Here is a 22,616-nt window from a genome sequence, read left to right on the forward strand (position 1 = left end):
GCGACAACAGGACCAACGCTGGGGCAGGGCCGTGTCGTGGCGACTGCAACTACGCAAATTGGCTGCGCTCGCTATTTATTGTAAGCGCCAAAGTCGGCGCTGATACGCTGGGGTCAGGAGTCCGGCCGCTGGCCCGGTCGGCAGCCATATCGAAGCGTCCATACTGGGCACGCTGAAGCGAGCTCGTGCTGACACCGAATCTGAACGGATCGTTATGCCTCTCATGGGCCAAGGCATGAACCAGGACCGATGACGACAACCAAGCACGTCGATGGCTCACGTTGGGCTCCGTTGACTGACGACAGCTCGCGATCAACCAAAGCATGGCTCTGCTGTTGGGATCAACCACCAGCATTGGCAGTTGGCTTGCCGCAGACAGGCGCGGATGATCTTTGCGGAATGCAGCTGCCATCGGCTCATCATGCTGCAACACGCTTTGCTCCGTTACCCAGCTCCCGAAGCTCACGATTAATGCCGAGAACATCGCCTCTCCTCGCACCCGGCAAGGCTCCGTCGACTGGGCGAGATCCTGTATGAGCAGTATGTGCGGATTTATCGGATGCCTGGACGGGGTCCTGATCGAGCGAATGGGCCGGCTGCTCCCGCAAGGCGGACCAGAAGTTCACATTTTCCAGCATGGTTCGGCGCATTTCGCGATGCGCGCGGGCTCTGATGGTGGCATTGCGCATGCGGGCAATGCGCTGATTGCCTCTACCGGCCACCTGCTGAATGCCGAAGGTGTGCCCATATCCGTGCATGACGTCGCGGAGGGTTATCGAAGGCTGGGCATCCGTTTCTTTGACGGTTTGGAAGGTCATTATGCGATCGCGCTCTGGGATGCTTCGCTTCACAGTTTAGTGCTGGCCCGCGACCCTTTTGGGGTGATGCCGCTGGTCCTTGCCCAGGGCGAGGGGTGGACGGCCTTTGCCACGCATTACAAGACGCTTCTTGCATTATCGCAGATCAGCTCCGAGCCAGATCTCTTGGCGATCAATACGTTTCTTTACAACGGTTGGGCCCCCGCTGGTCGCACCTTCTTCAAGGAGATCCGGCCCATCTTGCCCGGCAGTGCTGTCATCGTCGGCACGAACGCGCCGAAAGTTGTCCGCACAAAGCCGCGGCCTTGTGACTACGAGGCGCCGAGCGAGCCTGTCACGGCCAAAGCCGTCCTCGAAGCGGTGGAAAGATCTGTTAACTCCTACGCCCATGAGATGACTGCCAGAATTGGCGTGTCGCTGAGTGGCGGCGTCGATTCGGCGCTGATTGCGGCTCTGCTGCGCAAGCGCTTTCCTCAAGCGCAGTTGTGCAGCTTCACCGTCGGACACGGCGAATCTGATCCGGACATCATTGGTGCGCGACAGACATCGTCGGTTCTCCAAACTTGTCACCATGAGATCATCGTGAGGCCCAAGGATCTAATCGAGCTGCTTCCAACGACCGTCTGGTGCCTGGAAGATCCGGGCGGTTATGACGAGTTCCCGCAGCTCTACGCGTTGGCGCGTAAGGCGGCCGGGAAGGTCGACACGCTGTTCTCTGGAAATATGTGCGACACGCTGTTCGCAGGAATGCCCGCGCATCGCCGCCTATGGCTTGGACGCCATGTGCCGGGCGCCAAGAAGGTTTTGCGCGAGCTGCGCGCTGCCGAGCTTTCAGGTACCCTTCCGCCTTCTTGGTTCGCCCGTGCAGTCTTCCATGCCACGAACGGCAGACACGCTTTGCCAGCTCCGTGCTCCGCAGGTCCCGATCAAAGTCGTCTGGCGGCGGAGGAAATGGCATTCGTTGATGACGACGCGCCGCTTTTTCGGATGTTATGCTCGGCATTGACGTCATGGGACAATAGGATGGGTGGGCAGGAGATGCTCGCGGCCGAATTTGGCTTGAAATCTTGCATGCCATACGCCAGCAAACACCTTATCGATCTCGCCCTTCGCATCCCGGACGGTCAGAAGGTCGGCCCACGTCAGGTGAAGGCGATCTTGCGTAAGGCGGCAGAAGCGGTTCTTCCACATTCTGTCACCCACAGGAAGAAATACATTCAACAGTTTCCGTATGATAGGGAAATGGCCGACGTGATCGACGATCTGTACGCGCGGTTATTTGCTCCGGGCAAGCAGGCCAAGATTAGAGTGATCAACATTGCGGACGTGCAACGGTTGCTGAGACGGGGGAAGAGGCCCTACAAGTCCGTCGAGGTCCGTTGGCTCTGGAATGCGATCACCGCGGAGATCTGGGTCCACCAATTTATCGACCACCGTGAAACCTTTCTAAGTGATGCAAGCGGCGGTATCGGACCAATCTCGATTTAACGCCGGGGGAAACGCTCTGAAGTGGACGCACGCGGAATCTAAGTGAGCCTGCTTGCGACCGTGCGCAAGCCCAATCGGGATTGCCTCAAGGCCACCAGCCTGCCTTCAGCAAGGCGAGCTCTCCGTCACGCCCGGCCAATTGGAGCAGTTTGCGCTTGTCTGCTTTGCCGGCGGTACGTCGCTCCCTCCTCGCAAAGCATGGGACCAGGAGCACATCGCCTCCCGAGAACGGCGCTGCGTGATTATCATTGCTCCCTGCGGTGATTTGGAATGTCGCCACTGCCGGCACCGGGCAGGCTTTATGTGGTGCCCCGCGACAAACTGATCGCGATCAGGGCGAGCGACAGCGCGATGGCCGCCATCGTTGCAATTGGAATTGCCCGGCCCTGGATCGCTGGAACCTGCACAAAGGTCGAAACGTAGAGAGCCGCAAGCGCCGAGAAAGCAAGAGCCAGCATCGTCGGGAATATCTCGGCCCAGATGAGTGGCCGCAGCAGAAATATCACCGCGAGCAACGGCGTAGCATATGAAACCGGAATTCCGATGAATTTCGCCTCGGCAGTCAGCCCGACATTCTCGAAATAGCTTAACCTGATCGCGCCCGCTATGACGAGCGCGAGGCTGGCCACAAACGAAATCACCGAACCGTCCCCCACAAGGATGATAGCCACGGCTGGGAACCAGACGCCGTGAACAAAATCGCCAAAGCCATCGAAAGTTTTTCCGAACGCTGCCGTTCCGGGTAGACGCTTATGACGGGTCGTCCGAGCGATGTGCCCGTCCCAATGATCCAAAAACCAGGTCCAAAGCATCGCCGCAGCGCCGAGTTCCGGTTGACCGTTAAGGGCCAGGAAGACGCCGATGACAGCGAAGAAAAAAGAGCAGGCGGTAACGGCGTTTGCACGATCAGCCAGATGTTCAATCATCTCTTCACTCTTCCGGTCATCTAATCCTTGGCGAGGTGCGTTGCTGCGCCAACCCATACGCCAAAGCCGCGGGCCGCTGCTTTTGACAGGTCAAGGTCTTCACCAATCGCGTTCTGAAAAATTCTGCTTTGGACACCCAAGCTGATCCGTTCCTTCACCCTATTTAGCCGCGCTTGGGCCGAAGGAGAGGCAGACCGTAGGACTAGGAAGGAGCACCCAGGCGGCGGAGATGTGGTCGCGTAGGACGCGCCTTGTTGGCTCTGACTGCGGTTCGCTCGGGATCTCGAACCCGGCAATCTCTCAGTCATTTTGTGAGCTCGGCCGCGGCTGCGATACTGCCCGAGTCGCGAAGATGGCCTCGGCGATCTCTAGATCGGCAGGTGTGTCGACCTCGTACCACTTAAGACCATCACATCGCACCGCCGCGAGCTGCAGTCCGCGCCGTTCAATCAGAAAAGCGAGCAATTCCTCAGTGTAGGACCGCGTTGCGCCGGAGCCGATGATCTCGTTGAGCGCTGGAACGATCGTGCTCCGGAGGGTCGAAGCCGCGAATCGCAGCACATTGAGTGTCTTGAAGAGGGGGGGACCGTCGGCAGGGCGGCTTGCCGAGGTTTGCTTCATCAGAAACGCGGAAATCAGTCCACTATCCGATAGCATAACTGCCGATCCTTCCATCAGGTCAGTGAAGGGAGCGACAGCGGCGGCATCGGGAGCCTCGTCCATCGTCAAGCAGCGCAGAACGTCCTCCTCGAAAAAGACGTCTCCTTCGAGAAGATAACAGTCGCCCGCAAGCAGTGCGTCGCGTGCGAGCCACAGCGAATAGGCGCTTCCGGTACGCTCGAACGCCGGCGTCTCGACATAGTGAACCTTGAGCGTGCCGAACCGCCGACCGCACGCATATTGAATGGCGTCCTTTCGGTAGCCGACGACGATTGTCACCTCTTCGACGCCGGCCGTGTCAAGGTTACGCAGGGCATTATAGAGAATAGGCGTACCGTTGACCTCGACCAAAGGCTTTGGGCGCAGCTCTGTCAGCGGTTTTAGCCGAGAGCCGACGCCAGCGGCAAGAATGACGGCCTTCTTAGGGACATTGCTCATCATCCGATTGCCCCCACCGCGAACGGATATCCGTTTCGCTCTCGGGCGTCAGGCAATTTGCGTATCATCTCCGTGAGTGTTGCGCGGAACATGGAGCCGGCATCGATCAAGCCAACCACTATTTGGCCGAACGGCCTCATTGGCGCAGCTTGTCAGGATGAAGGTACCGCGCTTCAGCCTTGGCAAGTTCATCGTAGTTGAATATGTCAAAGACTTCGTCGAGCGGCGCAATCTCCGGCTCGACCGTTGCCGCGTTCTCTTCGGCGACGAGGCGGCCGCACACCTGACGCATCGCGGCGACGGCCGCCCGCATGGCGTGGTTGGCCCAGATGAGGGTCGAGATGCGGGCGCGGCGATACTCGCAAGTGGGTGTCCGATAGTATTTCGTTGGAACGATCACGATAGGCAATCTGTTTTGCCAGGCGCGTGCGAACGAAAGGACTTCGTCCGCGGAACTGCTTCGCGAATGAATAAGTATCGCGTCCGCCCCCGCTTCCCTATAGGCGTGAGCACGCGAGATGGCCTCGTGCATTCCGTGGCCGGCGATCAACGCCTCAATCCGGGCTACGAGAACGAGGTCTTTTGCAATGGTATCCTTCACCGCCCGCAAGCGGCCACAGAACTCGTCGACATCGGCGAGTGGATGACGGTCGCCAACAAAAGAGTTCATTTTTGGAAAACAACTGTCTTCCAGTGCAATACCCGCCGCGCCGCGCTGGCAAAGTTTGCGAGCCAGCAGGCGCGCATTGTTGAAATTGCCGAAGCCGCCGTCGCCATCGACCAGCACGGGAAGTTGGCTCGAATCGACGATGCGTTCAACTGCATCAACAAGCTGGCTCCACGATGCTTCGTTAGCGTCGCGATAGCCCAGAGAGCAGGCGATCGATAGGCCGGATGCCCACAGGCCCTTGAAGCCCCCACGCTCTGCGATCGCGGCCGAGAGACCATCATGTGCCTCCATAAGGAAGGAGAGCTTGTTGTTGCAGCAGACTTCTGCGCGCAGAGTATCAACTCGAGAGCGATGCACAGGTTGATGAATGCTATCGGCAACGGGAAATGGTGAATGGTCTTGCATGGAGATTGCCTATGGCTCGACCGCCCGACTGTCATCACGAAAGAGGTGACACGTGTCTGTCATCTCGTTCAATTGCTAGAACTGGTAGCTGACACAGCCACGAAGGACCCTGCATCCCGCTCTGGACGTTCGAGTTCTTCAAATCCGGACACTTATCAGATCGTGGCAAAGCTCCTGGCAAAGTTTGGAAATGGACGATTTCCTTGGCGTGCTTGTTCCACTTCATCGTCTCTAAAGCAGACGATTAATCGCAGTGTTCATCGTGAGCTTTCGTAATGCGTAAGGGCTGACGGGAGGAGCCGCATGGCGATGCTATGGCCCCTCGACGCAAGTCTTTGGGCTGCTGTGAAATCCTCTTGAGGCGATGCTGTCGGATCTATGACCGTCTGTCCTGATGTGAGGTCACATGATCATTGGCAGACGCTGATATCGCGCCGCACCGTGACCGCCTCACGGGACGCTTGTTCGACAACCGGTCAATGGCGAAAGCTTCCGAGCCCGCGCTCAGCAGGCTCGCTTCCCAACAAGTTCAGTCGGGCGATATCGCCGCCTGGGACAATGGAAGCAAGCCATGATCAGCTGCGCTGCGCAGCTTAACAAAGCTGCCGGCGCCAGGCTCAGGCGCCTGCAGCCGTACGCCTCCAGGACCTCAATCGTCGAAGATCTTCCAAAATCAAGCACTGGATGCTCCTGCCCACAAGCGCGTTTCGATGAGAGTTGCCGCCATCTCGATGGCGCATCGTCAGCCTGCGTAAGGAATGCAGCAACGGCGTCAAAAACGCAGAATACCGCCTCTATCAAGCGTGAAACGCGGTGGAAGACGTCGGCGATGACTGGCAAGACATGCAAGCAGCAGAGATAAAGGGGCTATCTTTGATCGCGCACTCAACGGAGCTTTCCGAAGGAAATAGATATCGCCTCGGCGAACTGATTCTCGAGGGCGACACCATGCAATTTGAAGATGGTGCTAGCGCGCGAGAACTGGGAAGAGCGCTCAATTGTCCAGACCGTATTTATACGGGTATTGGCCTCAAGCCATAACTTAAGATTGCAAGTACCATGTTTAGTTGTTATCCCCGTGAACCAACGGGGAAGGGGGCAATATGAGAAAATGGGCGATACTTTCGCTGTCGACCGTATTGACGGGCTGTGGGACATATCTGCCGGAGCTTACAAGCAGGCAAGCTCTGCCGCTGGAAGTCTTGATAGCGAACATCGACTGCGAGTTTCAGCAGGCCGTCTGGGCGCAGAAATACGTCAAGGGTCGAACGTTCCTTGCGGGGTGGCAGGGTCAGTACGGCGTCACATTGAAAAGCAACGAGACCGGGAGCGCCAAGGCTCTATCGAATACGTTCCCATTCCTTCCCGCGAAGAATTTGGCGATAAACGCAAGCCTGGGAGCGGCAGCAACGGCAACTGCCAACAGAACGGCCGTCATGAAATTCAGCCTGGCGTTTGACAGCGTCAAGCGAGAGCCGGTTTGCGCAGACGTTCCACATGGTTCGCATCATCCGTTCCTTACCGGAAAAATCGGCTTTGCTGAATGGATGGACAGAGCATTCGATGCCGCGCAGTACGGCGGGGAAATTCAGAATCATGAATCGCAGCGGATTTCCAGTTTGGGCCACACCTTTGAGTTCATCGTCGATCTAAACGCGAGTGCCGGGGCCGGCTTCGTCATTGGTCCAGCCCCGACCATCGGTATCAATCCATCCATATCAGGCGAGCGAGTAGATGACGGCGTGGTGGACGTTGTCATCGCCAAGCCTGCCGTTGATCCATTGCCCGATCTGATCGTCGGATTGACCAAGGCGGAGCGCGAGCTGATCGCTGAACTGAAGAAGCTGATTGCAAAGAAAGAGCAAGACATCGCCAAGCGCACAGCAAAGCTGAATGCTCCCGATAACAAAGAGCTGATTGAGAAGGTGCCCAACTTCGACAGAATGAGCATACAAGGCATTTTGCCGACAGACCCGGGGCAGCAAAGGGAGTTCAGCTTAAACTCAGAACAGCTCGAGCAGCTGCGCACGCTAAAAACCCTACAAGAAGAAAATCAGTCTGACGAGAAGGCGATCAAGGACGCTCAAAAGAAAATCGACGAGACAAAGCCCCAACCGACATTGGTTGTGAGACCTAGAGTTCTGCCGCCGGACCGCAACCCGGAAATAATCGCGACGTCCCAGCAGCTGACACTCGAGAGGCTCAATAACGTATTGCGGGTTAGTCCGTAGGCTGGCCGATCCTCGTTCGATTCGCTGCGGGCCGGAAAATGGTAGCCGGCTCGCGGAACGCGTATGGGTTCAAAAGCGACTCAGCGTCGCTCGAAATGTCGATCGTCGATTGCGGTCGGCAGGATCGTGCATCGATCGGCAGCTTGCTCGCGTTTCTAGAATATCTCGATATCACGTCAGAAGGTTGGCTACACATCGAAAAGTCCGAGATGTGCAGAAAACGAGTGCGCAAATTGGTCGTGCTAGGATTGAAGAGCGCGCTGCGTCGATGATGCCGCCGTCTCGCATGGTCTTGATGCGGCGTGCAGCGCGCGGACATTGGTGAACCAGGCTAGCAAAGTTCGATTTCTCGTGTCACTTCGATGATATTCTCTGGGCGATGGCCGTTCTCGAACAAGGCGAATTTTACGGCTTCGGCGCGGTTGATAAAGATGCCGCCAAACGCGCCCCTTTGTTCACGTGCAATCCAGTTACCGTGCCGGTTCCTCCCCACGAACACGACGCGCGGGGCGGAGCCATGGGAAGGAGGATCTAAAAGCTGTATCATCACCATGTATCCTCCCGAGATGTGAAAATGCGGGCTCACCTTGAGTGATCGACACCTGATTCTTGAATTGGGGGGTATGTTGCACGATGGCTGGCGAGAGCCCGCCATGCAGTAGCCTCAAATATCTGTTCCTCGGCCAACGCCCATAACTTGTCGCTCTAGCGCCGGGCAGAGGACGGGTGTGCAGGGTGAAAGATACGTCAACCCCAAACCGAGTTCTCCTACCAGATCTGACGAAGCAAGGATCCTTCAGGTTGCTCGATCCGAGCGCGCTGGACGCCCATCATGAATGCCAAGCATAGTGACGATGCCATCTCGCCGACGGTTCTTGACCTAGCCGGCCCGTCGCAAGCCGTTACACTCGGCAAGCGTCACAATCCCCACAGACCATTCGTGGCCCTTCGGCCTCGCCGGCGCCAGCTTGGACGCCGCCTCGACGATCTTATATTCTGCTTTGCGAAAGGAGAGAGAGCAGCATCTGGTGTCACTCTGCCCCTAAGGCAAGAATGCCATTCGAAATGACATTTCGGGTACGAGGTGGACTGTCTTGCACAGTCGAGATGGCAGGCGCCGTCTACGTAGGTCCTCAACAACTTATCCACTGCGGCGCTGACCGTCGGCTGTGACCAGATGAGCGGCTCGTCGGTGCAGCACCTTGCTCCAATCACATTTGCGCCTAGGAAATTCTCATTGTCTTGAATTGATTTCGGATGCGCCGGTCAAAATAACTTCCCTTCGACGAGGCGGCCATCAGCTCTTTGTAGATCGGCATCGGCACCCCTGAATATTGATAGACGGAACTCCTTCGAAATTCGATTTCCAGCACTTGCTTGGCTTCATCGTAGCCGACGGAAACCAAGGTCGACGATCGGACTGGTGTTCTCATCATGCTGCGGCTGCCTGCTGCTGGCCAAATGCCTTGAGCCGCTTCATGAGCTCGATCAGAACGGTGGGCTTGTTACCCTCAGCCCACGCCAGAGCAAGCAGCTCTCCAATCAATGCCGGATTTTTGCCAAGACCTCCAGCAGAGGGGTCAATGGCGCGCCGAGCCTCATTGTTGATCCGTAGCCAATCCGCAGAGTCAAAACACAGCCGAACCGAATCTTCAATGTTGTTGGGCCAAATCGCACAGCAGTCATCCCAAACGATCTCCGGCGGGAAAGCACCACATTTTAGCTGGAGAGCTGTAACCAAAGCCGTATTGTCGATCTCATGGCGGCGCCGACGATCGGAATGCGTTTCATCACCATCGGCATCGAATATGACAAAGGAGGGAATCTCCAGCTCTTGAGCGATCGTCAGCAGCTGAAGAATGTTCGACTTTCCTTCGGTCGGTAGAATATGTAGCCCCGCCCTTCGCATCGTGTTCCACTGACCATCGAGATGCAGGGCCGCTGAGAGATAAGCGCGGTCGGCAATACCTTCGACCAGCACCAGGCGTTGACTGAAATACAACTCAGAAGGCTCGGGCCTTAGCGCGGCAAGCAGCTTGGCCCTTGCAACCGGGTGCTTATCCGGCTTCCTACCGGTGGCTTTGGCGATCCGCAGGGCAAACCTGTCGAAGTCAGTCGATTTTACGTTCGACTTGCCCGTGTTCGCCTCCCGACGAACAAGCCGAATCTCCTCGAACTCCTCGCCGGATACAAAATAGGGGCTGTGAGTCGTAAGCATGACCTGATTGCCAAGAGAGGCAAGCTCTCTCAGCACGGTCGATAGATGTTTCGCTTGCGGTGGATGCTGGTAAAGCTCGGGTTCCTCGCACCCCAGAATAAGCGTTGGCTTTTCGTTACCGTCTTCTACTGTTGACGCGCTTTCGACGGAGGCCAGCTCTTGCAGAATTGCGAGTAGGAACGACCGCTGCAAGCCGTGACCAAATCGTAAGATACTACCTTTGAACAGGCCTTCCCTTGCTTTGATGGTTGCCCTGGGCTCTCCGATGGAAACAGACTTCTCACTGCCCTGCAGCCATTCGACCATAAGGCTCGCATCTGGATGCGCGAAGACGGCAAGCCGGTTTGCCAAACTGTCCGAGATTTCATGAAGTGTGCCCTGCTGCGCTTCGAGCAGGGCGTCGTACTCCGCCCGGACGCGCGTGCGCAGCGCCTCCAATGCATCGTCAAAATTGACTTTCTGACGTACCGTCCGTTGAAGCAGCTTGCCCAACGCGGTGTTTCCAGCTTCTTCCGCTTCCGCGGAGGCATCCTTCACGGCCGGCAGATAGATCCACTGCACGAAGGGCTCGAGCTTTCCCTTGATTCGACCGACGCCGTAGAAATGGTCACTACTGCGCTGGGTTTCGCAAATTTCTGGCCGGGCCTCCTCGTAAGATCGCAGAGCATCGATCATGGCGGCTTTGCTCGGCTTTTTTCCAACATCGGGAAAATCAGCTAATCCCTTAGTTACTTCCAGGAAGCGAGCGCGAAGAGGCTCGATGGTCGTTTTGTTCTTCTCGTCTTCAAAAAACGGAGCGAACTGCTTGAACACGAGCCGTTCTCCCCACTGCTCGACCGGAGCCTTGGCGGTTTGAGGGTCGAAAACCGCAACTGAGGTGACCACCAGCTCCCCATGGCGCACGTAGTGGGACAGCGCCTCCTTAGCTCCCTCGCTCAGCTGATCGAAGGTGACGGTGATCTGAACGGGAATGTCCGTCTTCCCACCATGAAAATCTTCTGCCGTGAGCGTTGCGACATCCGTTGCACTGCTCGCCTCTTGAAAGAACACGTTCAGCGCAGACAGAATCGTCGATTTTCCCGCGCCGTTAGGACCAACCAAGCAGGTGCATGGGCTGAATGAGACCGTTTCGTCTTCAAAGCCTCTAAAGTTTTGTACCCGAACAGCTCGAATCCTCACACCGCGCTCCACAGTAGCAAATTAGATCGTACTGAACTGTCCAAATCGGGCAGACTCGCCAAGGCCACTTCCATAAGCGATGTACAAAGCTGGAATGCTGCTCATGAGGTCGATACTCGCAGGGAATCTGCGGCTGTGGGGCGACTTGGGCAGTTTGGCTTCTTGACTATGGGGCAAACTGGTCGAGGGGGGTAAACTTCGATGGCGAGGCGGGCATTTGGCGCGGCCGAACGATACGCTCGCCGGCTCGTCAGCTTCGATCGTGCGAGTGGTTGACCGGCGGCGCCGCTCATGGAGCCGTCGTCTCAAGCGACATGGCGCTCATGCGGCTAAGCTCAGGGCTGCAAGACTCCGGGTTAGATTACAGTCCGCCGTTCGATTTGGAGACCGTACCGTGGCGATGGATTGTGAAGGGGTTTAGGGGATCGCGTCATCAGACCAAAGGACGGAGGACGTGGTATCTTTGCACATCGGTGCAGTTGAAAAAGCGCGCTACAGCGGACTACGAGAAGGACTCGGGTCAGTTGCGAGCTGATGGCGGATCGCTCGGGCAGAATGCCTGCCGAAAATATTCAGATCGGCCAGTTTGATCAATGGCAAGAGATTAGCAAACGGGAGCTCTCAAGTTGCCAAGCTCGCATCATCCGGGGTGCGCAGGACGATTTAGGCGGGTCTTGTGTCGGAACTGCATGCTGCTTCGCTGACGCGTTTCTATCTCGTATGCACTGAGTTGAACCGTTGAAGCCGTTCCGGAGTGAGAGATTGCAGGCACAGTCCTTTCGGACGATGTGGGCTTGGAATTAAGCGAGAAGCTGAATCGTTGGTGTTCGCGACTAGCTCTGGAACTGGCAAAGCCTTGCATGATCGAATGCGGAGGTCCTCATGTACGCTGCCCTTGTCCTGCTCGCGATCTGGCTGCTGATTAACGTGCTGCTCTTTGTCGCGATGACACCGGCGTCGAAGGCGGCCTGTAGTAACGGCCAGTGGAAACGAGAGCGTAGGTGGCATTCCTTTCGAAAGTAGAGATTGAGCCGCCCAGCGGCCTGCGTCGCTATATCCCCGCCATGCCGCTTTGACGATCGAGGCCGCTGGCGCTCTACGAGAATGCGGAACAATCCGGCCCGACACACTGTTGGTCGGTTTTGGATCCCATCTCGGCAAGCCGGCATCGACATGCAGCCATGGTGTTCGGGCTGTCAGGCTTAGACCGGCTGTGCAGGCTGGCGAGAGTGGATGTGCTCATTTCGGCTGCTCGGTTTGGCGCGCTAGACCTACGATCCTCATGGCCCGATCTGATCCAGGACGAAGCCTATGAATGCATCACCGATGTGCGCCTCGCTGCTCTCGCAAGCCTGCTGCGCTGCCATGGCCTGTCGCAGGAGCGGCGGCCATGGCATCGGCTGCTGATTCCATTCAACGACTGAGCGCTTCAATGCGGGGTTCATCCAGATACCACCACCGAACTGCGCAAGGTGGCCTCATAGACAGCCGAGTGCGAGAACTGGCCATCGCCGATCAGCGCGCGTGGATCGAAGCTGCCCGTCCTACCAAAAAGCGAGCCCCGGCCAAGACCTACCCGCGCCTTTGCCTCTCACCAAGGGCGATCGCGCGCATCGAGCGTTCTGTCGCCAAACCCACTGCGCCGGCGCAGCTCCTACTTCTACTAACCAGCTGAGCTACATCGAGCCGCCGCACGCGGGCCGTTGGCGAACGATCCGATCGGGTGCAGAACGTCAGCCTGTCGTTAGAAGCTCTCGCTTGGCCGTTGCGTCATCGAAGCGGCACGTCTTCGTTTAGCATGGTGCCGCCGAGAAGATCGGGCCTGTCATGTCGAAAATGGATGCGCCGACCCGGTAGATGAACTGTCCAGCGAGGCCTCCAATCTGCTTCATCTGCGCGCCGGATAAGTCTACTTGCCAGAGCAGTTGGCACAGAAAGCTGCTTATGAGTTGCTAGCTCGCGTGTCCTTCGCCGAGGGGGCGCACTAACGACATGGCATAAGCACCTGACACGAGCTTGTGGCAACAGCACGCCCTGTCTTCGAGTGATTTGAGATCATCGATCTGTAGGACACCGCGCATCTTACGAATCAATCCTTGCTCTTCAAACCGGAGCAACGTTTCCGTGACCCCAGCGCGACGCAGCCCTAGCACTGAGGAAAGATAATCATGGGTAACCGGCAGCACGCGGGCGTCCACTGCTTCACTCGCAAGGCACAGCCAGCTCGCAAGCCGTTGTTCACGATGGTGCCGAACGCCACATAATCCGGTCTGGACACACTGGAATGTCAGCGCTTGGACGTACTCAAACAGGTGATCTCTGACCTCGGGATGTGCCTTCATCACGCGGCGCAAATCTTCAACCCGAATTCGGTGCGCGCTTCCCGGAAAGACGACGACGGACTGATGGGTTGAAAGATGTCCTCCCCACAAAAACGAAGTACCGACAGCGCCTCGATAGCCTATAACGGCCGTTTCAAGCATGCTGCCCGCGGCAACAATTCTCAGTGAGACGAGGCCGCGTTCTACAAAGTAGACGTGTTCGACCGGCCGTTTTGGCTCTTGCAGAACCATGCGCTCTTTCAGGACGACCGGCTCGAGGCACTCCCCCACTGCCGAAAGCTGTTGGATCGAAAGACGCGCCAAGATGACATTTTTCACAAAGGGCCGCTTCGCAGGATGCACCGGAACAGCGCGCTGAAGCGCCGCTCGTGTGCCGGGCAGTTGTTTGAGAAGTCCATCTTGGGAGCAGTCACGCACTTCGATGACGGCGGGCACGCGATCGGTCATGGTCCCTCTCCTGGCAGGAAGCGTTGACTAGCCTGCGCGCTGACCGTAACGAGAACGTGATTACGACTGTAGCAACATCTTCATCTTGATTGATGCAACCAGTAACGCATTAACGCTCAAATCCCGCGTTGAGAGGCCGGTATTCGAGGAATTTAAGCTGGGTGCGAGCGCCGGCTCGGACGAGGTGCCGCATTCTTGCTTTTGCACCTTCTCGGGAGCGCGACGATCGCCGCGTTCACGACATTGCCCTTGGCTGCTGTGGGTAGCGGCAATTCGGAACAGCCGAGTAGAGCGGCGTCCGCCGAACCGAGGCCTCGTCCTTCTATCGCAGCTTTGCAACCGACTGACGGGATGGCGGGAGCAGGTGCCCGGACAAGGGCGCCTTGGCTTATGCATGTGCGTAGGGCGACATGGCTCGCGCGAAGGAGCCCACAAAGGGCTCTTTGCTGTCCGACGACAAAGACGCTCTGTGGCTCTGCGGGCGACTGAGATCGTTCAAAAGGCCATGGGGATCGATCAGGTCAATACCTCGGTGCCCCGGGCGAGACGCTCGCCCGCAATGCAATCAATCATCTGAGGGAAGCTCAACCGGAACGGCAAATCCGACCTTTACGCGATCCAAGATCACCATCGTCTTGAAACCCTTGATGTCGCGATTCTCATAAAAGAAGCGCCGCGTGAACTCCTCGTACTCCTCCATGGTCCGCGCGGTAATGTATAGGACGAAGTCGGCATCACCTGTGACGTAAAAGCCATTGACGACGTCGACCGACGATTTGATGGCCTTCTTGAACCTGTCGATAATATCGGCGCTTTCCCGCTCCAACGTCACCAATGCGAGCACTTGAATAGCTCGTCCGACCGCCTTCGGCGAAACAACCGATACATCCGCCTGGATGATGCCTTCCGACCGGAGCCTCTTCAGCCGTCGTTGGCATGCCGTAGGAGAAAGTCCGGCCATCTCACCGATCACATCTGAGGTCAGGCGGTTATTCTTTTGCACGATCTCGAGGATGCGGGCGTCTATCCGATCGTATTGCATGATCAGCTCCAGCTTGAAACGAATTTCGCCGCGAGATGACCGCTCAGCGCAGGAAATCCTCCTATGTCAAAAATACGAGGAAATCTTCCGTGATAAAGCCCGAACTTGAATGGGTGTTGTCGCATAGCACGATCCGAGCAGGGACGAGGGGCGTCGGCATTGACACTCTGCGGTGCGGTAGCAAGTGGAGCCGCAGAGCCGGCCTTTCGGATGCGATCCGGGCCGTCGTTCTCGGCAAACATGTGAAGGAAAACGAAACTGAAGCGCAACCGAGTGCGACGCGTGACGAATACGTACGGAGAGGGCATCTTGATCGGGCACTCAGTTAGCTGTTCGTCCGCTGGGAAGCGCGCGCAAGCGCCCGTCTTGCCCCTGAGAGGCAAACCATCGGTCGATTCCGGCCAGCAGTGCGGTTGCAGCCACAAGAGCGTCCCTAGCGGCGTTCCTGCTAGCCATGAGGCAAGCTCGCTAGCTCGAGATTGCGGATGGTCAGTTTTTTGCTCCTTTGGTGTCCCCATTGCGGGAAGCTCAAGACGATGCTCGCAGTGCATTCGTTCTCTGCCGGCAACAACGCGCAGCTCATTTCTCCTTGGTCGCCAGTCGGAACGGCCCGTGCCCTGCCGTCCCCGGAGCTGGGCTCAACTCTAAAACGTAGCATGCGTTCCCCGTGCGCGTTGCCCAAACCTGGATTTGGCCTGCAGGATGACGCGCATTTTGCACGTCGAGTTTTGTTCTTTAGCGACTTTGCCTTGCATGCGCTCAATCGCAGGAGGTAACGTGCTTCGGCCGATGGCGTTCGCCAGCTTCGCCAATGTCACTTGCGCGGCTGAATTACCCTGACGAGAGTCAACTCGTCCATGTTGCTCAGACCGTCTGGACTGCTCGATTGCCCGTGCCGCTTAACGTCCCCTGAATGATCCGTATTTGCTGCGTCTCCGCCCATCGCGGGGCGAAACAGGGGCCGTCGTCGAGGCGAAGCACGCAAAATGAACCATCGCTGCGACGGCATATTGCAGAGACAACCACGGGCGACGAAAGGCTGTAGTCTGCTCGTAGCCTATTTTTTGCTGAAGACGCAAAGCGATGTAGCGGACCGCTCGGATTTCAATCAGTTATGTTGCCAACGACCCACAAAACGGTACGTAATGCACGCGCTCACGGTATTATCGGCCGTATGGCTACGCTATCGCGGACTCAGGTCGTACCTGTCCTACGCTCCGACCTACACTCCATCCGTGCAGAGCACCAGGAGAAGGCCATCGCTCCGCGAAGGCTGCAGCGGCCTGCCGCCGAAGCAGCAGCAGGTCCGACAGCAGCGTAGGGGCGAGATGGTCGCGAGCCGGCTTGTCCGTATCGTACACGCCAGCCGGGTTGCGGGCACTCGCGCTGATCCAAGAAAGCGTCGAAGAGCGAGGGTCCCTGCCTGAGCTTCGGTACGCCTTTCTCCGCCATCCAAGGGATGATCGGCCGGGTGCCGCCAACGAGCTGCACGATCCGCTCGAGTCATGCGGTGTCAAGGATTGGTTCTGCGAGAAGGACGTCGCCCTCGGCACGCCATCGTTCCACGAAATCGACAGGGAGACTAGCGAATTCGCGAATTGGGATCGTGCTGGTGACCTCGGCGTTGCTGCGCCGCCTCAAAAGGAGGGCATCGCCGACAAAGAGCTATTCGTGCTTCTAGCGCGCGACCAACTCGTCCCGATCGTGCATGGCACGACTTATGGCGACGCGAACCGGCCTGAGTACTGCAGAAAATCCGATGACAGACGTCGCGGCCAAGCTCGCCGAGCTGGTTGCCCTCCAGCTCTCATGCCGGGATGGCGTGCGCCACGTCGCGCAGCGGGTCGGGCGCCGGACCTGACGGGGGCCTCTGGGCCGGAGTGCTTCCACACAACCTTCGCTTTTTTGACACTCGGGCGAGCACGGTCGGCGGCTTTCAGGGGCAAGCTTTCGGTCCGACGACAGGCGTTGTGGCCCTCGCGTCACCTGTTACGACCACTTTGTGCGACGCCGGACAGCGGGTGTGTGGGATAATGGATGCCGTGACCGCCGCCAATGATGGTGACATACAGATGATCGACCGCACCTCGTGCGCAACAACGGGCTGCGAGGGCAAAAGAGGACAACGATCATTGTCTCGGTCGATGACGCGGCACCACGTGGGCCAAGGGCCCTGCCATGGCCGGCGATCACGCACCGTCGCAGGCGGTGGGCGGTCCGATGCCGGCGCCCAAGAGCTGCGCCATTCGAAGTGACACTCCGTAGATGCGTCGATGCCGTTCAACTGATGATGCCTCCGATCAGGAGGGTGAACTCACGATAGCGCGCAGAGCTTCAAATTGGGCCGAGCTCCGTTGTGTCTCGACCCTATCACAGCGGCATCCTGCGTTCACTCATCGAGCCGTTGAATCTAAACATTGTTTTGCTTTCATTCGACACGTCGGGGCCTTCCCGCACGATCGCGTCGAAGTCATCGGGATATGTCCGGTCAGCTTCCCGAAAGCTAGCTCTGCCATCCTGGCGTCGTGGGGATATCGTTCGGGGCTGATCTGCGACTGAATCAAACGCAAACATCGTCAAACGGAGTTTTGAGATGGTTCGAATTCATGATGCGCTCGACACGGCAACGTTGACTCACGGCAGTACATCAGGCGCTGCCCAGCAAGATGAAACCATAAACCAGCACGCTTTTGACCATCAGCTGGACGAGATAGCGCCGGAGCCGGATGAGCCAGCCGGCGCAGGTCCCGCCCATTCTATTGCCTCGGACGAGGTGACGAATGTGGTCAACCAGCAACCTGATTTGAAGCTGGTCGTCATTTCGAACCGCGTTGCACCCTTCGACCCCAGTAAACCCCAGACCGGCGGCCTCGCCGCGGCCCTCGAGCCGGTCGTGCAACGGTCCGGCGCGGTCTGGGTCGGCTCCTCGGAGAACCGGGGCGACGGGACCCAGGTGCCCCTGCCACTGGCCGCGACTGGTGCGGGATTTGTCGCCAGGCTCGATCTACCGGCCGCTGACTATCGCGGCTACTATCGAGGTTTTTCGAATTCGACGCTATGGCCGGCATTGCACTCCCTTCCGGAGCAGATGTCGGTCTCGGAAGACGATTATGACAGCTATCAGAGGACCAACGAGTTTATTGCGGGTGCCGTCTTCGACGTACGGGACCGGGACGCATTCTGGGTGCATGATTATCATTTGTTCCCGCTCGGAGCCCGACTGCGTGAACTCGGCATCGACCGGCCGACCGGCTTCTTCCTTCACACGCCGTGGTCCGAGCCCGACATGGTCGAGTACGTACCCAATCATCGCGAACTGATGAAGGAGACCCTGAAGTATGATCTGCTCGGTTTCCAGACGAACCAAGATCTGAATAACTACTCGGCGTACCTCCGAACCCATTTCGGACTGGAAACCAAGGATGGCGTTGTCACCACGGAGCACGGTCAGACGCGGCTGAAAAAGTTCCCAATCGGGATCGATCCCAAGCAGTTCGCAGACTATCTCGCTGCAGATCTCTCTCCTGCAGAGCAAGAAAAAGTCTCGTCACTGTTGCAAAACTTCGAGGGATCCAAGTTTGCGATCGGCGTGGACCGGCTCGATTACACCAAGGGTATCGACAAGCGGGTCGAAGGGTTAAATCAGCTTCTAAGGACGGAGCCCCAGAGCATCTCGCTGTTGCAGATCGCGCCGTCCTCACGCGCCGATGTCGAGCAGTATCAGAAATATAAAGAAGACGTGGAGCGCGCGATCAACCGCGTCAATGCCGAGCATGGCACAGACAGGTGGAGCCCGATCCACTACGAGAACGATTCGTTCAGCCAAGCGGCACTCGCGCGTCTTTACCGCGCCGCCCATGTCGGCGTCGTGACCCCGTTGCGCGACGGCATGAATCTTGTGGCGAAAGAATATGTTGCGGCACAAGACCCGAAGGATCCCGGCGTGCTGGTCCTGTCCAAGTTTGCGGGCGCAGCTGAAGACTTCAACGAGAACGAAGCACTTCTGGTGGATCCGAACCACCCTGAAGAGATCGCAGCTGCTATTTCGAGGGCGATTCACATGCCGCTTGAGGAGCGTGTCACCCGCTGGCGCTCCATGATAGACAAGATTGAATCCTACACCATCCACGACTGGGCGGCGGACTACGTTAGCGAACTGGACAAAAGCCGCGTCACCGTTCCGGCTGATCAGTTCCACCATCTCGGTCTTGGCTGGACCAACGAAGCTCAAATGCCGCTGTACCAGAATTATGCCACGGCTTTGACTGCTTTCAACGAGGTCGACCCCGCGGATGCCGCCTTGAAGGAGGCTGCCTACGCAGATGTTAAGTCAAGCTTTGAGGCGCTGGCGGGTCCGCTGATGCATACGCAGGACAGACTCTGGGTCCCGCCAGCACCGGACGGCTTCGCCTAGGTCCGGGCGCCTGACAGTCCGGCGCCGGGGAGGACTGACGCGGCGAACAGCACGGCGGATTGCGCTTTTGTAGCAGGCGAGAGGCACAATACAGGTCTGGCGGCTGGCGCGGTTCTTTCGGCCCGCGCTGGCCCGCATGGTGAACGGAACGTCGCAGCGAATCCTTACAGTCACGAATCGGAAATCGCCATGCACACTGCCATCAGCCTGATCGCGATCTGGCTGATGATCAACGTGCTGTTCTATGCCATGCTGACGCGCGTCGACAAGTCTGCCCGATGACCCAACTCGAAAGATTATAGCTTCTATTTGGAGGTAAGCGTTCCGATGGCGGGCGAGGAGCGTCCTCTATTCCGGTACTTGGCCGCAAAAGAGCCGACGGTGCTGTCTGACACTCGATCTTGCCGACATCGCCCTGTCTGTTTGGCGACCAATGTCGGCAAGCGGACATCCTCGTGCAGCCGTGAGCGGCCGAAACTTGCGGCGCTGTGGTCGGCATGCAGCTTGCAGTGACCGGTTCGCGAGGGAGCGCGAGCCGAGCCATGTCATGCGTTGCGTACTTTCTGCGGCTTCGGCTTGACGCGCAGGCCCGCGTGGCCGCTCGATCTCAGCCGGAGCAAGTCCATGAACACGTCAGTCCTCTCCGCAGCGTTGCTTTCGATTGCCTGCTTCACCGCCATTGCGCTTTCACAGGAGCGTTCGCTTTCACAGGAGCGAAAGGCTGCGACGATCACTGACGATCCATTCCTCTGGCTCGAGGAGATCGAAGGACAAGGCGCATTGGCTTGGGCCCGCGCCGAGAACGAGAAGACACTCGGCGTGCTCCAGGCAGATCCCCGCTATCAGCGTTTCTACGAACAGGCGCTCTCTATCCTGCAGGCCAAGGATCGAATTCCATACGTTTCCCTGGGACGTCGCGGGTTGCAGAACTTTTGGAAAGACGAGGACCATGTGCGCGGCATCTGGCGGCGCACCACGCTTGAAAGCTACCGTCGCCAGGACCCACAGTGGGAAACCATCCTTGACGTGGACGCTTTGGCTGTTGCCGAGAACAAGAACTGGATCTTTCAAGGCGCGAGCTGCCTTCAGCCTGAAGAGCGCCTTTGCCTGATCAGCCTGTCCGACGGCGGCAAGGATGCCGCGTCCATACGTGAGTTCGACTGCAAGGCCAAGACGTTCGTTGCGAACGGCTTTTATCTTCCAGAGGGCAAGCAGAGCGTCAGCTGGGTCGATCGTGACACGCTCCTTGTTGCACGGGACTGGGGCGAGAGCTCTTTGACGCAGGCCGGCTACCCCTTTGTGGTCAAGGAGCTCAAACGCGGTCAACCGCTCAGCGAGGCGCGCGAGGTCTTTCGCGGCGAACCCAGCGATGTTCGGGCGGTGCCTTTGGTGCTTCGAGACAGTGAAGGTCATGTTCATGCGACGGGGGCCATTCATGCGATCGGATTTTTCGAGCATGAGTACGTGCTCTTCCGCCCCGACGGACCCGTCAAACTCAATCTGCCGAAGAAAGCGGAGCTCGTAGGCCTCGTGAGGGGCCGCCTGCTTGTGAAACTTGACGAGGAGTGGACGCCGTCGCGTGATCTCAACTTTATTGCTGGCTCGCTGATTTCGTATGACCTGACCGAATGGAAAGCAGATCCGCTGCGCGCCAAAGCCTCGCTTGTCTTCAAGCCTGGGCCTCGTCAGGCGCTGAGCGGGCTTAGCTTCACGAAGAACCTGTTGATCCTGACGATCCTGGACAACGTTCAAAGCAAAGCGTTCGTTTACAAGTACGATCAGGGAGCGTGGTCGGCGACGCCGATCCCGCTGCCGGAACATACCAATGTAGGTGTGACAGCCGCCTCCGACGAAGCGGACCGGGCCATGTTCGCCGTCTCAAGCTATCTCAGGCCGACGTCGGTCTGGTATTTTGATGCCAAAACTCAAAAACTCGAGGAATTGAAGACGACACCTACTGCGTTTGATGCCTCCAAGCATGTCGTAGAGCAGTTCGAAGCGATTTCGCGTGATGGCACGTCAATACCGTATTCTCTGGTGCGACCGAAAAACGCAAGATTTGACGGCGCCATTCCGACACTTCTTTATGGCTATGGCGGGTTCCAGGCTTCGCTTCTGCCCTCTTATCTAGCCCCTGTGGGGCGGCTCTGGCTCGAACAGGGCAATGCCTATGTCGTTGCAAATCTGCGCGGGGGCGGCGAGTTTGGCCCGCAATGGCATCAAGCAGCCCAGCGGGCGGCGAAGCAGACGACGTGGGATGATTTCATCGCCGTTGCCGAGGACCTGATCCGCCGCAAGATCACAAGCCCGCGCCGGCTCGGCGTCATTGGCGGCAGCCAGGGCGGGCTACTCGTTGGTACCGCAATCACCCAACGTCCCGAGCTTTTCAACGCGGCGATCATTCAGGTGCCGCTGTTTGACATGCTTCGATACACCAAACTGGGCGCCGGCGCCTCCTGGATTGGCGAATACGGCGATCCCGATTTTCCCGAGCAGCGCGCGTGGATCGAAGGCTACTCGCCCTATCAGAAACTGGTGCCGGGCAAGCCATACCCCGCGCCATTAATTCTGACCTCCACCAAGGACGATCGCGTGCATCCCGCGCACGGCCGCAAGGCTGCAGCAAAGCTCGCCGCCCTGGGCCAACCTTACTTCTATTACGAGAACATCGATGGGGGGCACAGCGCGGCGGCCAACCTCATCGAAACGGCGCGTCGACTAGCCCTTGAATACACCTACGCATCGAGGCGGCTTTTGTTCTGAATGAGCCGGCGGGTCAATCGAACCAGGCTCCAGACCATTCATGATCCCTGGTCACCACGTCCGCCAGCTGAATCATTGAGGCGAGATGCGAGGCGATACACAGAACCAGCCAATCGACAGGCAAGATGCCGCAGATCTCAAGGGGAACTGGACGAATCCCGACAGCGCTAGAGGTGTTCGAACACAAGCCCGCAATGTCCAGTTCGTCATGCAATATGGCTGGCCAGGCAGCACATCCCCATGAAGGACCGTAGTTTTGCTGATCCGGATTGGCCCATGAGTAGGGATTCCAAACCTAAAGCTCCGTCCTGGCTTTTCTGGAGAATCGCGTAGCGATGAACCCTGCACCGAATGGTCTCAAATCCAACTGTGCCTTAGGGAACCCAAGATTCGAAGATTTGTGTACCTGGATCGATATCTGGTCCTGTGGGTGGGGTAAGGAGCCAGGTCGTTGAGTTCGCCGTGACAGGCCGACCCGAAAGAAGTCTCAGTCGTGCGCGGTCCCGGCAGTCAGCGATAGCGGTTGTTGGCGCTGGAGAAGATCGGTGCACACTGCACGGCTCCACAATAGCTAT

General features: G+C 57.9%; 15 protein-coding genes and 1 pseudogene. 7 read left to right on the top strand and 9 right to left on the bottom strand.

Annotated elements, in window-relative coordinates; translation table 11 throughout:
• Positions 1 to 49: 49 nt before the first annotated feature.
• The gene (locus ACVMIH_RS38200; RefSeq protein ID WP_456865636.1) at positions 50 to 484 is read right to left on the bottom strand and encodes a hypothetical protein; all 435 of its coding nucleotides are present in this window, start codon (positions 482 to 484) and stop codon (positions 50 to 52) included.
• 103 nt (positions 485 to 587) lie between these two features.
• Here ACVMIH_RS38200 and ACVMIH_RS38205 point away from each other — a divergent pair, with 103 nt between their 5' ends.
• Positions 588 to 2,306, top strand: coding sequence for an asparagine synthetase B family protein (locus ACVMIH_RS38205; protein ID WP_456865638.1), 1,719 nt, complete (start codon positions 588 to 590; stop codon positions 2,304 to 2,306).
• A 299-nt stretch (positions 2,307 to 2,605) separates the two neighbouring features.
• Here the strand turns inward: ACVMIH_RS38205 and ACVMIH_RS38210 are convergent, their stop codons facing one another.
• From ACVMIH_RS38210 to aepX, 3 genes are all read right to left on the bottom strand, one after another.
• Positions 2,606 to 3,232, bottom strand: a complete 627-nt coding sequence (locus ACVMIH_RS38210; RefSeq protein ID WP_456865641.1) for a CDP-alcohol phosphatidyltransferase family protein — start codon at positions 3,230 to 3,232, stop codon at positions 2,606 to 2,608.
• Positions 3,233 to 3,532: 300 nt separating this feature from the next.
• A complete protein-coding gene (locus ACVMIH_RS38215; protein ID WP_456865643.1) occupies positions 3,533 to 4,333 on the bottom strand; it encodes a phosphocholine cytidylyltransferase family protein in 801 nt (266 codons plus the stop codon).
• Between the two features lie 133 nt (positions 4,334 to 4,466).
• Positions 4,467 to 5,405, bottom strand: a complete 939-nt coding sequence (aepX, locus tag ACVMIH_RS38220; protein WP_456865646.1) for a phosphoenolpyruvate mutase — start codon at positions 5,403 to 5,405, stop codon at positions 4,467 to 4,469.
• A gap of 813 nt (positions 5,406 to 6,218) precedes the next feature.
• Between aepX and ACVMIH_RS38225 the strand changes: the two genes are divergently transcribed.
• Both ACVMIH_RS38225 and ACVMIH_RS38230 read left to right on the top strand, forming a co-directional pair.
• Complete coding sequence (locus ACVMIH_RS38225; protein ID WP_456865648.1) at positions 6,219 to 6,446, top strand: hypothetical protein; 228 nt, start codon at positions 6,219 to 6,221, stop codon at positions 6,444 to 6,446.
• A 62-nt stretch (positions 6,447 to 6,508) separates the two neighbouring features.
• Positions 6,509 to 7,636: a hypothetical protein gene (locus ACVMIH_RS38230; RefSeq protein WP_456865650.1), complete on the top strand. Its 1,128-nt coding sequence runs from the start codon at positions 6,509 to 6,511 to the stop codon at positions 7,634 to 7,636.
• 331 nt (positions 7,637 to 7,967) lie between these two features.
• Here ACVMIH_RS38230 and ACVMIH_RS38235 read toward each other — a convergent pair whose 3' ends face one another.
• The 3 genes from ACVMIH_RS38235 to ACVMIH_RS38245 form a co-directional block, all read right to left on the bottom strand.
• Positions 7,968 to 8,189, bottom strand: a complete 222-nt coding sequence (locus ACVMIH_RS38235; RefSeq protein ID WP_456865652.1) for a hypothetical protein — start codon at positions 8,187 to 8,189, stop codon at positions 7,968 to 7,970.
• A gap of 670 nt (positions 8,190 to 8,859) precedes the next feature.
• A complete protein-coding gene (locus tag ACVMIH_RS38240) occupies positions 8,860 to 9,072 on the bottom strand; it encodes a KTSC domain-containing protein (protein WP_456865654.1) in 213 nt (70 codons plus the stop codon).
• On the bottom strand, positions 9,069 to 11,033 hold the full coding sequence (locus ACVMIH_RS38245) for an AAA family ATPase (protein WP_456865657.1): 1,965 nt from the start codon (positions 11,031 to 11,033) through the stop codon (positions 9,069 to 9,071). The genes ACVMIH_RS38240 and ACVMIH_RS38245 overlap by 4 nt, the downstream gene beginning before the upstream one ends.
• Before the next feature lie 1,181 nt (positions 11,034 to 12,214).
• On the opposite strand from ACVMIH_RS38245, the gene ACVMIH_RS38250 reads away from it, so the two are divergent.
• A complete protein-coding gene (locus ACVMIH_RS38250) occupies positions 12,215 to 12,457 on the top strand; it encodes a hypothetical protein (RefSeq protein ID WP_456865659.1) in 243 nt (80 codons plus the stop codon).
• Positions 12,458 to 12,985: 528 nt separating this feature from the next.
• Here the strand turns inward: ACVMIH_RS38250 and ACVMIH_RS38255 are convergent.
• Both ACVMIH_RS38255 and ACVMIH_RS38260 read right to left on the bottom strand, forming a co-directional pair.
• The gene (locus ACVMIH_RS38255; protein ID WP_456865661.1) at positions 12,986 to 13,822 is read right to left on the bottom strand and encodes a Crp/Fnr family transcriptional regulator; all 837 of its coding nucleotides are present in this window, start codon (positions 13,820 to 13,822) and stop codon (positions 12,986 to 12,988) included.
• A 565-nt stretch (positions 13,823 to 14,387) separates the two neighbouring features.
• Positions 14,388 to 14,864 (bottom strand): Lrp/AsnC family transcriptional regulator, encoded by a 477-nt coding sequence (locus ACVMIH_RS38260; protein ID WP_456865663.1) that lies wholly within the window; start codon positions 14,862 to 14,864, stop codon positions 14,388 to 14,390.
• Positions 14,865 to 16,800: 1,936 nt separating this feature from the next.
• Here ACVMIH_RS38260 and ACVMIH_RS38265 point away from each other — a divergent pair.
• The 3 genes and pseudogenes from ACVMIH_RS38265 to ACVMIH_RS38275 all read left to right on the top strand — a co-directional run.
• Positions 16,801 to 17,009 (top strand): annotated as a pseudogene (locus ACVMIH_RS38265) (IS5/IS1182 family transposase); the annotation flags it as partial.
• A gap of 448 nt (positions 17,010 to 17,457) precedes the next feature.
• Positions 17,458 to 19,278: an alpha,alpha-trehalose-phosphate synthase (UDP-forming) gene (locus ACVMIH_RS38270; RefSeq protein WP_456865665.1), complete on the top strand. Its 1,821-nt coding sequence runs from the start codon at positions 17,458 to 17,460 to the stop codon at positions 19,276 to 19,278.
• 624 nt (positions 19,279 to 19,902) lie between these two features.
• The gene (locus tag ACVMIH_RS38275; protein ID WP_456865667.1) at positions 19,903 to 22,041 is read left to right on the top strand and encodes a prolyl oligopeptidase family serine peptidase; all 2,139 of its coding nucleotides are present in this window, start codon (positions 19,903 to 19,905) and stop codon (positions 22,039 to 22,041) included.
• Positions 22,042 to 22,616: the final 575 nt, after the last annotated feature.

The sequence above is a fragment of the Bradyrhizobium sp. USDA 4503 genome, assembly GCF_054055815.1.